Here is a 13,959-nt window from a genome sequence, read left to right on the forward strand (position 1 = left end):
AATTTAAACAAACATTGTACTATATGAAAACTTATATATCAGGGTTCTTAATGGTGTTTTTTATGGCTTTTTCTGCTCATGCACAAATTGATCGTTCAAAACAACCGCAACCAGGTCCTGCACCAAAGATCGATTTAAAATCACCGCAAGAATTCACCCTTAAAAATGGAATGAAAGTGATGGTTGTTGAAAACCATAAACTTCCGAGGGTCTCATTTAATCTGACCATAGACAACAAACCAAAAACAGAAGGCGCTAAAGCTGGAGTTTCAAGTATTGTTGGTGCTATGTTAGGCAACGGAACAACGTCAATCTCCAAAGAGGAGTTCAATGAAGAAATTGATTTCATGGGCGCACGCTTAAGTTTTGGATCTTCAAGTGCCTTTGCTAGTGGCCTAATTCAATATGCAGATAGAATTTTAGAATTAATGGCTCAAGCGGCCATCCACCCATTGTTAGTTGAGGAGGAATTTATCAAAGAGAAAGAACGGCTTATTGAAGGTTTAAAGACACAGGAAAAAAGTGTTGATGCTGTCGCTTCGCGTGTAGGAGGGGCTTTATCTTATGGCGTCAATCATCCTTATGGCGAATTTACTACCACTGAAACGGTCAATAATATCACCTTTGAAGATGTAAAGGGGTTTTATGAAGAAAGCTTCAATCCTAATCACGCCTATTTAGTGGTTGTGGGGGATGTCGATTTTAAAACCATTAAATCTCAAATCGAAAAACGTTTTGGTAACTGGACTAAATCTGTCGATATCCAAACTAATGTTCCAGAGGCCATGCCAAATGCACAATACACACAAATCAATTTTGTGGATATGCCAAATGCGGTGCAATCAAACATTGTATTGACCAACAACGTCAATTTAAAAATGAGCGATCCGGATTACCATGCCGTATTGATTGCCAATAAGATTTTGGGTGGTGGCTTTGACAGTTACCTCAATATGAATTTACGCGAGAAGCATGCCTACACTTATGGCGCAGGATCTAACGTGAGTGCCGATAAATATATTGGTCGTTTTAGAACCAGTACGGCAGTCAGAAACGCAGTAACCGATAGTGCGGTAGTACAAACGCTAAAAGAAGTTAAACGTATTAAATCAGAGCCTGTAGATCCTGTGGCGCTTAAAAATGCAAAGGCAAAGTATGTAGGCGATTTTGTATTGGCTTTAGAAAATCCTCAAACGGTGGCCCGCTATGCTTTAAACATTAAGTTAAATAATTTGCCAAAAGACTTTTACGAAACGTTCTTACAGAAAATAAATGCCGTTACTGCTGAAGATGTTGAGCGTGTTGCCAACAAGTATTTCAAACCTGAAAACGCCCGGATTATTATTGTAGGAAAAGGTGCTGAAGTTTTAGAAAACTTAGAAAAAACAGGAATTCCAATTATGTATTTTGACACCTTTGGTAACCCTGTGGATAAGCCTAAGTTTTCAAAACCAATTCCAGATGGCGTGACTGTACAAACCGTGATGGACGCTTATTTTGAAGCCGTTGGAGGCAAGGACAACGCGAAAGACGTCAAAACCGTTTGGACCGATGCCAATGTGACCATTGAAGGCATGCCCTTTTCTCCGGTGGGTGAAATGAAAGCAATGACACCAAATAAAACCTCTTTGGAAATGTCCATTGAAGGCATGGGTGTCATCATGAAACAAAAATTCAATGGCACTACTGGTTATATTGAACAACAAGGTGCCAAGTTGGAATTAACAGAAGATCAGATTGCTGACCAAAAAGCTGAAAATTCCATTTTCCCTGAATTGTATTATGAGCCAAGTGCTACCGCTTTAGAGAGTGTCATCAGTATTGATGGAAAAGATGCTTATAAAGTTAAAGTTACTTTAAATGGCAAAGATTCATTCCGTTACTACGACGTGGCGTCAGGGTACTTGGTGAGAGTTGAAAAAACAACAGAAGCGCAAGGACAGACCTTTACAACGGTTGAAGATTATGGCAATTATTCGCCAGTAAAAGGAATGATGTATCCTTATAGCATATCAATAACTACAGGGCCGCAAGTCATTAAAATGAACGTGACCAACCACAGAGTTAATGAAGGTGTCACTGAGGCAGATTTCAATTAACAGTTCCTTTTGAGGGTAAATATAAAAGTCTGAAGCATAAAACTTCAGACTTTTTTTGCTTTATATTCAAGCTAATCAAGTACTTTGGGAGCATAAAATACCACTGATAATAGTAATAACATATAATTTGTTTATCTTTCCTATCTTAGTTCTCTGAAGAGTTAATTGTTTGATTTTATGGAATAAACCTTAACTTTTCTTAATTTTGATCTTTATCAGCATCTAAAACCTTAACTCCATTGGAGTTCTAATTATTATACACTATGAAAACATTCAAAACACTTGCATTGCTTACCGTCTTGGCAATCTTTTCAGTAAGTTGTAAAGAAGCTCAGCCAGAAGTAAAAACAGTCGACACGGCACAGCCAGAAAAGGTCACTGAGAACCAATTGGATCCTAACGCCACCTACGCCAAAGCAGAATTTGGTATTGATGGGATGACCTGCGCCATGGGCTGTGCTAAAATGATTGAAAAGAAAATAGCAAATATGGAAGGTGTAAAATCAGCCACTGTCGATTTTGATACGCGTTTAGCAATGGTGGAGTATGATAACGCCAAAGTAACCCCAACATCACTTGAAGAAGCCGTGGTATCGGTTTCAGATAGCTATAGCGTCAATGAAATGAAAACCGTGGACGTGTTTTCTAAAGACCATAACTGTGACGACGATTGTAAAATGGCTTGTTGTGCAGATAAAAATATGGGAGAAGAGCAAGCGTCTGCTGACAAAAAACCATGTAAAGACGACTGTAAAATGGCATGTTGCGCTAAAAAAGAAAAAGCATAACGCTTTTAATATATTCAGTTATACAAACCACTGTTATATGTTGTATAAACAGTGGTTTTTTATTTACCTTAACTATTTACCTTAATGCATATCCTTTAGGAGCCCACCAAGGATGAATTTCGATGGCTAAGCTTCCAGCCTGAACCATAGGATCAGCATTTGCCAGGCTATCTGCCATTTTTAAGGTTGGTACGTTATAAATGGTAATTCCGGTAATATCTCCAACATCACCGAACGGTCCAGAAATATCGGCATAACCTAAATCGTACATTTTCTTTAAATGGGCTAAATGTTCCTTTAATAATCGTTTTGACTCCTCTTCATTCTGAATTTTATTAGGCCCGTTTTTTAAAAAAGCAATAAAATATTGCTGCATGATAATAGTATCCTTGGTTTTCTCATCAATCACATCAAATATTTGATAGCCTTTAGTCAGCAATTCTTCCCTCACTTCCGTTTGGGATTTGGGTGCCGCGACAATTGTATCCAAACGTTCTGAACTGACCGTCACATCATCTTTGTCAATTTTTCTATACTTCTCATTACAGGACGTCAATAAAAACACTGTACCTATCACCCAAACTAAATTTCTCATCATGCTTAACTTTAATTAATTTTTTTACTGATTCCAACTTTTATAGGGATGTTTTAACAACTGTGCGTTAAAATATTTTGGTTGCCCAGTCACCTCTTTACCCAACCATTTTGGTTTTAAAAAGGGTTCAGAACTTTCACTAAGCTCAACCTCAGCAACAATCAGTCCGTCGTTGTCTCCAAAAAACTCATCCACTTCGAAAACATGGGCGCCAGATTTCACTTCGTATCTGATTTTATCAATAACCCCCTCCTCACACAACTTCAACAGCGCCTTGGCATCTGATTTGGAAATTTGTTTCTCCCATTCAAATCGCGATACACCATCGGTTGAAGGTTCGCCCTTAATGGTTAAAAACCCTTCCTCGCCACTTATTCTCACTCTAACAATTCGCCTTTTATCAGAGTTTAAAAAAGCTTGTACAATCTGAGTTCGTTTATAGGCCTCTGATTTGAAAGCATCGGAAACCACTAAAAACTTTCGTTCAATTTCAATTAATTCACTCACCTAATTCGTGTATTTTTTCTGATTCTATTCGCCCTGAATCATAGTTATTATTTGTCAGCCATATCATACATTTTGCAATAGTTTCGGGGGCAATCGGTTTATATCGTTTAAGACTTCCGAATTTGAACAGTGGTTTAAATAAACTCATAACCGCATTAAACAGGTATTCACCCAATCGAAACTCCTTGCGCTTCCCACTAATTAATGAGGGTTTCAAAATATAGGTATTTTCAATTTGTTGCTCCAATACCACTGCTTCCATTTTCCCTTTGGTTCTATTGTAAAAAACCCTACTATTTTTTTTGGCTCCCAAGGCTGAAATAACCACATAAGTTTTAATGTCGTTCTCTCTACAGAGTTTTGCCGCTGCCACGGGAATGCCAAAATCAATTTTAGTGTAAATTTCTTTATTTGAGGTTTTTGCTTTTGTAGTTCCGATACAACAAAACACCTCATCGGCATTAAACTTATTGCTGTAATGCGCCAATTCAAATAAATCAATGATATATTCTTCTAATTTTGGATGCTTAATATTACAGCTGTTTCTTCCAAAAACCCTGATCTGACCATAGCGGTCATCTTCCAAGAGCATTTTCAGCAAGATGTTTCCTGTAAACCCGGTTGCGCCCAATACAATAGCAGTTTTTGCCATCTTTAATAATTTCTGTTTCGGATTAGATGTTATAAATTTACGGCATGCCAAACGATTTACCAATAAGAAAGATCATTCATGTAGATATGGACGCGTTTTACGCATCTGTTGAGCAAATGGATCATCCTGAATTAAAAGGGAAAGCATTGGCCGTTGGGGGTAGTGAAAAACGAGGTGTAGTAGCCGCCGCAAGTTATGAGGCACGAAAATTTGGAGTTAGGAGTGCCATGAGCGGAATGCAAGCCAAACGCAATTGTCCGGAATTGATTTTTGTACGGCCACGATTTGACCGATATAGAGAAATTTCTAACCAGGTGAGAGCCATATTTTATGATTATACCGATTTGGTCGAGCCACTTTCTTTGGATGAAGCCTATTTGGATGTGACCGAAAACAAAAAGGGAAATCCCAGTGCTTCTTTAATTGCCCAAGAAATTAGAGAACGCATTTATAAGGAAGTTGGGCTAACCGCTTCTGCTGGAATATCCATTAATAAATTTGTAGCGAAAATTGCCAGTGATTACAACAAACCCAACGGACAAAAAACGGTTAATCCGGAAGATGTACTGGACTTTCTTAAGACTTTGGATATCAGAAAATTTCACGGTGTCGGAAAGGTAACTGCAGATAAAATGTACCAATTGGGCATTTTCACGGGTGAAGATCTAAAATCAAGAACCTTGGATTATCTTGAGCAGCATTTTGGCAAATCAGGAAGCTACTATTACTATTTGGTTAGAGGCATTCATAACAGTCAGGTAAAGCCCAATCGAATCCGAAAATCCTTGGCTGCGGAACGTACATTTAATGAAAATTTATCGAGTGAGATTTTCATGCTTGAAAAACTTGAAAAAATCGCCAAAGAAGTAGCCAAGCGCTTGGATCAAAATAAGGTAGCAGGTAAAACGGTTACCTTAAAAATTAAATACAGCGATTTTACACTACAGACCAGGAGCAAGACCCTACCCTATTTTATAAGTGATAAAAAAATCATTCTTGACACCGCTAAGGATCTATTATATCAAGAAAAAATGAGCAATTCGGTAAGATTATTGGGTATATCCATGTCCAATCTAAATACTGAAGAAAAAAAGACGACCTCTACCAATACCCTTGAACAAAGCGTGAACGTACAATTGAAATTTGGGTTTTAAATCCAATTTCCCCTGCTAATTTTGATCCATACTAATTTCAGCCCTATAATCATCCGGATTGACTGGTTGGTCAGCTGTTGGATACGGCGTTACTTGAAGCAATTTGACCACAATACCTTCAATGAGAGTGTCATTTTGATACCGTTTATTAGCGTGTAGATTAAAGCGCTTGACCGTATTTGCTTTCCTCAAGGTGAAAGCAGCTAGGGCATCGCCCTCCCAGACACAAACCAAACCTGTAGGACATCTGGAATCATCAAATATGGAGTCCAAACATATTTCGATACCACTTTCAAATTTATCAAAACACCCATTCACTTCTAAATTAAGGACCTTTGGATTCCTGTCGTCGGTATCGGCGCAGCTAAAACCTAAGCACACCAATAAAAGTAGAACTACTGTTTTCATTAGAGTTTTGTTTTAATTATCCGAATGTCTATAAAGCACCCTTATAGACACTTTAATAATAGATGCGTTTTCAGCCTAATAGTTGCGTAAGTAATCCAGAAAATACGAATCTACACAAATCTAATTCTTTTTTTCACCATTCCACATATATCACAAAAACCTCAAAGACATAAGTGTTCTTTGAGGTTTTTAGATTTAAAAGCTTGTGGTGTAAAGATCTCTAAAAATTACAATTGGCAATTTCAGTAACCCTTAAGGTATTTACCATTCCTTTTTCCTGTATTGGCATGGCTGCTAAACTTACTAACATATCACCAATTTCAAGATAACCCTCCTTACACGCTATAGCGTTCACATCTTCAATGGTTTCATCGGTACTTACAAATTTATCGTAGAAAAAAGCTTTAACGCCCCACAGCATACTAAGTTGGGTCAAAATGCGACGGTTGGAAGTAAATACCAAAATATGCGCGCTTGGACGCCATGCCGAAATTTGAAAGGCGGTATAGCCACTATTGGTCAATGTTGAAATTGCCCTTGCATTAATTTCATTAGCCATGTTTGCGGCGTGGAAGCATATAGATTTTGTAATGTAACGTTTTGTGCGAATGTGGGGAGGCGATTGCGGCACTTTAATTAACGGGGAGTCCTCAACACTTTTGACAATATTGCTCATTTGTCTGATGACCTGCACTGGGTATTGCCCCACAGAAGTTTCGCCAGAAAGCATTACCGCATCAGCACCATCCATAACGGAGTTGGCTACGTCATTAACCTCTGCTCGGGTTGGCGTCAGACTGGAAATCATCGTTTCCATCATTTGTGTGGCAATAATTACTGGAATACGAGCGCGTTTTGCTCTTAAAACCAATTGCTTTTGGATTAAAGGAACCTCCTCTGCAGGAATTTCCACACCCAAATCGCCACGTGCCACCATCAAACCGTCACAATAGGCAACAATTTTGTCAATATTTTCAACGGCTTCCGGCTTTTCAATTTTAGCAATGATCGGAATTTTATGATCACTATGTTTTTTGATCAGTTCTTCAAGCTCCATTAGGTCTTCCGCATGACGCACAAAAGACAAAGCCATCCAGTCCACTTGCATCTTGACCGCAAAAATGGCATCTTCAACATCTTTTTCGGTCAATGCCGGCTGTGAAATATTCGTATTTGGTAAGTTGACGCCTTTCTTCGATTTTAATGGGCCACCCTGAATGACACGGGCCTTAACTTCAGATTTCTTATCTGTAGACACCACTTCAAAAATCAATTTGCCATCATCAAGCAAAATACGTTCACCTGGCTTTGCATCCTGTGGAAATTTATCATAGGTCATATAAACACGTTCTTTTGTGCCTACAAACTTTTTACCGGTTGCAAAAATAATTTCATCACCTGCATTTACCACTACTTCACCTTTCATCACACCAACGCGTAGTTTGGGCCCTTGCAAATCGCCCAAAATTGCCGCATTATATCCAAACTCCTCATTGAGTTCACGAATCATTTTGATGCGTTCTTCAACATCAGTGTAATCAGCATGTGAGAAATTGATTCTAAAGACATCCACACCCTCATCAAGCATACCTTTAAGTATGGCTTTAGTGCTTGTAGCTGGTCCTAACGTAGCTACTATTTTTGTTTTTTTTCGTTTCTGCATTAATCAAAAAATTAAATTATCTCGAGACCTTAGTTGGTCTACATCAATAGCGTAGGTTGTTATTACTTGAGGTATGTTCTGAATTTTATCTACCATCCGCTTTTCGTCCAAATACCGATCATCATTTGTGATTTTAATCAAGAAATCCACATTCTTAAGTTCGGGCAGCAAATGATAGGTTTTCAATACTTTTTCGTTCGCTAAAAATAACGAACCAGAACTTTGCAGACTGTCCTCCTCTCGTTTACAAACGTTTGACACCATGTTCCAAGTTGTGAAAAGCTCTTCATCAAACCATTCATAAATAGGATAAGAAGCAGCAAAATATTTGTAGTCTAAATCTTGAGGTTGACGTTTCAGGTTCAGATTCAAATATTTATTTAGAAGATACGCTAATCTGTAATCTTCCAATCTACAATGTACGGCTAAAAGTGAGTAGGATGCGTCATAAAAATCATCTACAAGTAGTTTGTGTAACGCCATAGCGATAATAACATGAGCTGTAAAGATAATACTTTATCTCCACTGTAATATCAAGTTTGGATTATTCTTAACAGGCGTAGCAAGCGAAATCGTTATAGTTAGTAACTTTTATGGCCACTTGTTGTTTTCATGATTGAAAGCAAACTTCTATTCTTTAAAAGAGCGGTTGATCTTGTTTTGGAAAGCAAAAAATGCACGTTTTGAAGCTTTTTCTTCGGCCTTTTTTTTGGAGGTTGCCCTTCCTTTTGACACTACCTTGCCATCAATGGAAAGTTTGACCGAAAAATGCTTAAGATTGTCATTTCCCGAATCTTCATAAACATTATAGTCAAAGGTTTTCTTTTCTTTCTGACACCACTCAATCAACAAGCTTTTATAACTGATTACCTTACCTTCTAACGTCTCAATATCGACATGTTTATTAATGACATTTTTATGGATAAACTTCTCACATTGCTTATAACCTTTGTCTAAAAACACAGCACCAACAAGCGCTTCAAATAAGTTGCCATGAATGTTACTGCCAAAATTATTTTTAGGAATTTTTGATTCTACAAAATCAATCAATTTCAGCTCCTTGCCTAATTCATTAAGGTGCTCTCTACTGACCACTTTAGAGCGCATTTTTGTCAAATAACCTTCATCGCCTTCCGGCACTTCCTCATAAAGATAGGCAGCAATCACAAGGCCAAGCATGGCATCTCCAACAAACTCAAGTCTTTCGTAGTTGAGCGCTATCCCATTTTTATCCTTGACGTTCATGGAGCGATGGGTAAAGGCTTTGATGTAAAAACTCTTATTTTTAGGCTTATAACCTAAGATTTTCTGAAGTTCTAAAAAAAAATTCCCGTCATTTTTAGAACGGGAATTTAATATGTTACGAATGTAATTCATTCGGGATTTAATCTAATTTCTTGAATAATACACAAGCGTTATGACCGCCAAATCCAAAAGTATTACTCATGGCCACTTTAACCTCTCTCTTTTGAGCTTTGTTAAATGTTAAGTTTAATTGCGGATCAATATTTTCATCAACGACTGAATGGTTAATTGTTGGTGGCACAACGCCATGTTCCATGGCAAGGATAGAGGCAATGGCCTCAATAGCACCTGCGGCACCCAACAAGTGACCCGTCATTGATTTTGTTGAATTGATATTGATGCTCTTGGCATGTTCACCAAAAACTTCCGTAATAGCTTTAAGTTCGGCAACATCACCTAAAGGTGTGGATGTACCATGTGTGTTGATATGATCAACATCTTCTGGTTTCAATCCAGCATTTTCCAAACAATTTCTCATTACGGAAATAACTCCTATTCCCTCAGGATGTGGGGCCGTCATATGATAAGCATCCGATGACAGTCCGCCACCTACTACCTCAGCATATATCTTGGCGCCTCTTGCCTTTGCGTGCTCATATTCTTCCAAAATAATTGCCCCCGCACCTTCACCCAAAACAAAACCATCTCTGGTAGCGTCAAATGGTCGTGAAGCTGTTTCTGGACTTTCATTTCGTGTTGATAGGGCATGCATAGCATTAAAGCCACCCATTCCTGCTATGGTAACCGCTGCTTCACTACCGCCAGTAACTACAACGTCACAATAACCCAAACGAATATAGTTTAAGGCATCAATCATTGCGTTGGCAGCAGAGGCACAGGCCGAAACCGTGGTATAGTTAGGTCCCATAAATCCATGTTTAATGGAAATGTTACCTGGAGCTATATCTGCAATCATTTTTGGAATAAAGAAAGGATTGAAACGTGGTGTTCCATCTCCTGCGGCAAAATTTAGTACTTCTTCTTGAAAAGTTTCCAACCCTCCAATTCCAGCTCCCCAGATCACACCAACACGAAGCTTATCAACAACACTTAGGTCCAAATTAGCATCTGCAATGGCTTCATCTGAAGCTACCATGGCATACTGCGTAAATTTGTCCATTCTGTTGACTAGCTTTCGCTCAATGAAATCAGTGGGCACAAAGTTTTTTAATTCGCACGCGAATTTAGTCTTGAACTTTTCAGTATCAAAATACGTTATTGGCGCAGCACCACTTTTACCACTAACCAGAGCGTTCCAATATTCATCTTTGGTATTCCCGATTGGTGTAAGAGCACCTAACCCTGTAACTACAACTCGCCTCAATTCCATAAAGTCTGTTACTTATTTTGCTGCTTCTATATAAGAGATAGCTTGACCAACTGTAGCGATGTTCTCTGCTTGATCATCTGGAATTTGGATATCAAATTCTTTTTCGAATTCCATGATCAATTCCACAGTATCCAAAGAATCTGCTCCTAAATCGTTTGTGAAGCTTGCTTCAGTGACAACTTCGTTCTCGTCAACACCTAGTTTGTCTACTATAATCGCTTTTACTCTTGATGCAATGTCTGACATAATCTTTAATTTTAAGTTTTATTAATTGGCAAAAATAAAAAACTTTAGTTTAAAACCCATTTTTATTTCTACAATGTGTTTCTAATTTAGCAAAAATACAGCTAAGTATTTCTATTTTACCTCCTAATTGTTAATATTTATTCTTTTTTTTGCTTTTGATTTGAAAGCTAATATCTGTAAATGAAATGAGATTATGGAATTTTGCTGAACATTTTTTAATTTGATAGTGAATTGCACCTGCGTTTTGACAGACAGGTCTGACAATAATTTAAAATTATAGAGTAGCAGATGAAGCGTATCGTAATTTTTGCGTCCGGAAGTGGTACTAATGCTGAAAATTTAATCAAGTATTTCAACAACAGAGCTATAGCTTCTGTTATTCTGGTATTGACTAACAATCCTCATGCCAAAGTTTTAGACCGCTGTAAAAACCTCAAAGTGAGCGCTCTGTCTTTTAACAGGACAGCATTTTTCCAAAGCAATGACGTTCTGAATATCTTAAAGGCATCACAACCTGATTTGATTGTATTGGCGGGCTTTTTATGGAAGTTTCCAGATTTTATACTGCATGAGTTCCCAGATAAAGTCATTAATATCCATCCTGCCTTGCTTCCTAAATACGGCGGAAAAGGAATGTACGGCAGTTATGTTCATGATGCGGTTGTGGCCAATAAAGAAACCGAAACAGGCATTACCATTCATTATGTGAATGAGCATTATGATGAAGGCGCAATTATCTTTCAGGCGAAATGTGAGGTAAAACCATCAGATACTGCAGAAATGGTTGCTGCAAAAATACACGAGCTTGAGATGGAACACTTTCCGAAGGTGGTGGAGGAGTTGCTGCAAGCTCAAGAGACAATTTCCTAAAAGAAATCCGTATAAATCCGTGTAATCCGTGTCTAAAATTTAATTAGAGTCCTGACATAGAAGGACTTAATCCGCCTTCGCGGGAAGCAAATATGAGCAAGAAGAAAAAATACTACGTTGTTTGGAAAGGTCACAAAACCGGAGTCTTTGATAAGTGGAACGATTGCAAAGCCCAAATCAAAGATTACCAAGGTGCGCAGTACAAATCATTTGAAACTTTTGAGGCTGCAAAAAAGGCCTTAGAAGGCAATTATTTTGATTATATCGGAAAATCCAAGAGTTTTAAAAGCGATTTGTCTCAAGCACAACTCAAAAAAATAGGACAGCCCAACTACAATTCCATTTCGGTGGACGCTGCTTCAAGTGGCAATCCCGGTATTATGGAATATAGAGGCGTGGATACCAAAACTAAAAAACAACTGTTCATCCAAGGTCCATTTCCTGAGGGTACGAATAATATTGGCGAGTTTTTGGCACTTGTCCATGGACTGGCCTTTCTTAAAAACAATGATAGCCAGCGGATTATTTACACAGATTCAAAAATTGCCATGAGTTGGGTCAAGAAGAAAGCTTGTAATACCAAACTGGCACGAAACTCGAAAAACGAAAAACTTTTTGAGTTGGTTGATCGCGCGGTCAACTGGCTTAAAACAAATACTTACACGACGACCATAGTTAAATGGGAAACGAAAGCTTGGGGAGAGATCCCGGCGGATTTTGGGAGGAAGTAATGATTATTTAAACAACCGTTTCTGGTGCATGATCCTCTGAATAAAAACTGTATTGCCTTCAAATAAATAATGAATGCCAAATGGAAACATCTTGGTAAAAACAATTTTGATATTGCGATAGCGTTTTTGAAAATGCTCGAGGTTCTTAGCGATTCTATCAATGATTTCGCTCATTTCAAGTTTGAATTTGGCGGATAACTCCTTAGAGACTGCCAAATAATAGGTGTTGGCTTCTGTCAAGTCCAATTTCGATTCGTTACTGAATTTTATCAAAAAAAACATTAAAACAGTTCTTTTCTAACCTCTTCCCACGATGTATAATTTGTTTTTCCAGTTTGATGATTGTCAATCATTTTGTCCATCATCGTTTTATAGGCCAATGAAGGCTCAAAGGCATAAGCGTTTTCTCGCAACACAAATTCCATATAATTCTTTAAATTTCGACCTTGGGCTTTTGCCTTTTCTTCAAGAACTGATAGCGTTTCTTCATCTAAAACAACTTCTTTACGCTTTTTTTTGAAATTCCATGGTTAGTAATTTATACGATAAATATACGTAACTCATACGTAAAATGTTAATTCTCCTCGAAATCAAGTTTATAAAAAAAAGGAAAGTTTTTATCCTAAACGTATTTGTAAGAATGCGTATTATTATGTCACATACGTTTATCACGAGGTTAAAAATTTTATTCATTTCTTATTCTCTAATATGGAAGAATTAAAATATGTATCTTGATATAGAGAAACATCTTATTCTTTTTTTTATAAAAACAATGTCCTACCTATCTTCCATACATATCGCAACCAACAGAACTCATCCTTTTCCGTATGATATTCCCGCGATCAAATACGCCAAAAACATTGATGTATCCAACCCAATCACGTTTTTGGTTGGAGAAAATGGTTCAGGAAAATCGACTTTGCTGGAAACACTGGCATGTAGACTACAGTTGCCACACATGGATGGCGCCGATTACAACAAACCTAGTTTTGATGCGGCAAAAAGACTACTGCCCTATTTGGAGCTCACTTGGACTATTGATCGTCCTACAGGATTTTTCTTTCGGGCCGAAGATTTTGGCGATTATTTGAACAGTGTCAATAGAACAGATGCCCAGATTCAAAATAAATTTTCTGATTTAGAAGGCAAAGTTCCGGATCACATCATCAGTCAAATGAAAGAAAATGCCAATTACCAATTGCGCTATATGCGAAAAAACTATGGTCAGGAATTAGATGCCTTTTCCCATGGGGAAGCCTACCTTCATATCATGGAGCAAATGATAAAGTCGCCAGGTATTTATCTATTGGATGAGCCCGAAGCAGCACTTTCTCCATCAAAACAATTGTCTTTTATTTATTTTCTCCATAACCACTTGCAAAATCATTTATCCCAGTTCATCATTGCCACACATTCCCCAATGTTGATGGCTTATCCTGGTGCCACCATATATGAGATTACCAATGAAGCAATGCAGGCAACACCACTCGAAAACACGGATCATTATTCGGTTACAAAGTCGTTTTTAAATGACCCCAATGCCTTTTTGCGACATTTCAATGCCGAATAAGCACACATAAATTCCTCGAAAATAGTGCTTAATTCGAAGCT

General features: G+C 37.9%; 17 protein-coding genes. 6 read left to right on the forward strand and 11 right to left on the reverse strand.

Annotation, left to right across the window (positions count from 1 at the left end):
• Window positions 1-23: 23 nt before the first annotated feature.
• Both H3Z82_RS03560 and H3Z82_RS03565 read left to right on the forward strand, forming a co-directional pair.
• Entirely contained in the window at window positions 24-2,099 is a 2,076-nt protein-coding gene (locus H3Z82_RS03560; protein WP_182202541.1) for a M16 family metallopeptidase, read from the forward strand.
• Between the two features lie 263 nt (window positions 2,100-2,362).
• Window positions 2,363-2,887: a heavy-metal-associated domain-containing protein gene (locus tag H3Z82_RS03565; protein ID WP_182202542.1), complete on the forward strand. Its 525-nt coding sequence runs from the start codon at window positions 2,363-2,365 to the stop codon at window positions 2,885-2,887.
• A gap of 76 nt (window positions 2,888-2,963) precedes the next feature.
• Here H3Z82_RS03565 and H3Z82_RS03570 read toward each other — a convergent pair whose 3' ends face one another.
• Genes H3Z82_RS03570 through H3Z82_RS03580 form a run of 3 tightly spaced genes read right to left on the reverse strand, consistent with a single transcriptional unit; the run spans window position 2,964 to window position 4,641 of the window.
• Entirely contained in the window at window positions 2,964-3,482 is a 519-nt protein-coding gene (locus H3Z82_RS03570; RefSeq protein ID WP_182203012.1) for a YciI family protein, read from the reverse strand.
• Between the two features lie 24 nt (window positions 3,483-3,506).
• Window positions 3,507-3,989 (reverse strand): CYTH domain-containing protein, encoded by a 483-nt coding sequence (locus H3Z82_RS03575; RefSeq protein ID WP_182202543.1) that lies wholly within the window; start codon window positions 3,987-3,989, stop codon window positions 3,507-3,509.
• Window positions 3,982-4,641 carry an NAD(P)H-binding protein gene (locus tag H3Z82_RS03580; protein WP_182202544.1) on the reverse strand — a complete coding sequence of 220 codons (660 nt, stop codon included), beginning with the start codon at window positions 4,639-4,641 and terminating at the stop codon, window positions 3,982-3,984. The genes H3Z82_RS03575 and H3Z82_RS03580 overlap by 8 nt, the downstream gene beginning before the upstream one ends.
• A gap of 44 nt (window positions 4,642-4,685) precedes the next feature.
• Here H3Z82_RS03580 and dinB point away from each other — a divergent pair, with 44 nt between their 5' ends.
• A complete protein-coding gene (gene dinB, locus H3Z82_RS03585) occupies window positions 4,686-5,795 on the forward strand; it encodes a DNA polymerase IV (protein ID WP_182202545.1) in 1,110 nt (369 codons plus the stop codon).
• A gap of 15 nt (window positions 5,796-5,810) precedes the next feature.
• Here the strand turns inward: dinB and H3Z82_RS03590 are convergent, their stop codons facing one another.
• The 6 genes from H3Z82_RS03590 to H3Z82_RS03615 all read right to left on the reverse strand — a co-directional run bounded on the left by H3Z82_RS03590 (window position 5,811) and on the right by H3Z82_RS03615 (window position 10,747).
• Window positions 5,811-6,203: a hypothetical protein gene (locus H3Z82_RS03590; RefSeq protein ID WP_182202546.1), complete on the reverse strand. Its 393-nt coding sequence runs from the start codon at window positions 6,201-6,203 to the stop codon at window positions 5,811-5,813.
• Between the two features lie 220 nt (window positions 6,204-6,423).
• On the reverse strand, window positions 6,424-7,866 hold the full coding sequence (gene pyk, locus H3Z82_RS03595) for a pyruvate kinase (RefSeq protein WP_182202548.1): 1,443 nt from the start codon (window positions 7,864-7,866) through the stop codon (window positions 6,424-6,426).
• Between the two features lie 3 nt (window positions 7,867-7,869).
• Window positions 7,870-8,349 carry an IPExxxVDY family protein gene (locus H3Z82_RS03600; protein WP_182202551.1) on the reverse strand — a complete coding sequence of 160 codons (480 nt, stop codon included), beginning with the start codon at window positions 8,347-8,349 and terminating at the stop codon, window positions 7,870-7,872.
• 147 nt (window positions 8,350-8,496) lie between these two features.
• Window positions 8,497-9,243 (reverse strand): ribonuclease III, encoded by a 747-nt coding sequence (gene rnc / locus H3Z82_RS03605; RefSeq protein WP_182202553.1) that lies wholly within the window; start codon window positions 9,241-9,243, stop codon window positions 8,497-8,499.
• A gap of 7 nt (window positions 9,244-9,250) precedes the next feature.
• Window positions 9,251-10,501, reverse strand: a complete 1,251-nt coding sequence (gene fabF, locus H3Z82_RS03610; protein WP_182202556.1) for a beta-ketoacyl-ACP synthase II — start codon at window positions 10,499-10,501, stop codon at window positions 9,251-9,253.
• A gap of 12 nt (window positions 10,502-10,513) precedes the next feature.
• Complete coding sequence (locus H3Z82_RS03615; RefSeq protein WP_007647141.1) at window positions 10,514-10,747, reverse strand: acyl carrier protein; 234 nt, start codon at window positions 10,745-10,747, stop codon at window positions 10,514-10,516.
• Window positions 10,748-11,035: 288 nt separating this feature from the next.
• Between H3Z82_RS03615 and purN the strand changes: the two genes are divergently transcribed.
• Window positions 11,036-11,617, forward strand: a complete 582-nt coding sequence (gene purN / locus H3Z82_RS03620; protein ID WP_182202559.1) for a phosphoribosylglycinamide formyltransferase — start codon at window positions 11,036-11,038, stop codon at window positions 11,615-11,617.
• A gap of 92 nt (window positions 11,618-11,709) precedes the next feature.
• The gene (locus tag H3Z82_RS03625; protein WP_182202562.1) at window positions 11,710-12,348 is read left to right on the forward strand and encodes a ribonuclease H1 domain-containing protein; all 639 of its coding nucleotides are present in this window, start codon (window positions 11,710-11,712) and stop codon (window positions 12,346-12,348) included.
• A 3-nt stretch (window positions 12,349-12,351) separates the two neighbouring features.
• Here the strand turns inward: H3Z82_RS03625 and H3Z82_RS03630 are convergent, their stop codons facing one another.
• Together H3Z82_RS03630 and H3Z82_RS03635 are read right to left on the reverse strand one after the other, a co-directional pair.
• Window positions 12,352-12,630 (reverse strand): type II toxin-antitoxin system RelE/ParE family toxin, encoded by a 279-nt coding sequence (locus tag H3Z82_RS03630; protein WP_182202564.1) that lies wholly within the window; start codon window positions 12,628-12,630, stop codon window positions 12,352-12,354.
• The gene (locus H3Z82_RS03635; protein ID WP_182202566.1) at window positions 12,630-12,773 is read right to left on the reverse strand and encodes a hypothetical protein; all 144 of its coding nucleotides are present in this window, start codon (window positions 12,771-12,773) and stop codon (window positions 12,630-12,632) included. The genes H3Z82_RS03630 and H3Z82_RS03635 overlap by 1 nt, the downstream gene beginning before the upstream one ends.
• Before the next feature lie 347 nt (window positions 12,774-13,120).
• Here H3Z82_RS03635 and H3Z82_RS03640 point away from each other — a divergent pair, with 347 nt between their 5' ends.
• Window positions 13,121-13,918, forward strand: a complete 798-nt coding sequence (locus H3Z82_RS03640; protein ID WP_182202569.1) for an AAA family ATPase — start codon at window positions 13,121-13,123, stop codon at window positions 13,916-13,918.
• The last annotated feature ends 41 nt before the right edge of the window (window positions 13,919-13,959 follow it).

Source organism: Gelidibacter maritimus, from assembly GCF_014062315.1.
Taxonomy (GTDB): Bacteria; Bacteroidota; Bacteroidia; order Flavobacteriales; family Flavobacteriaceae; genus Gelidibacter; species Gelidibacter maritimus.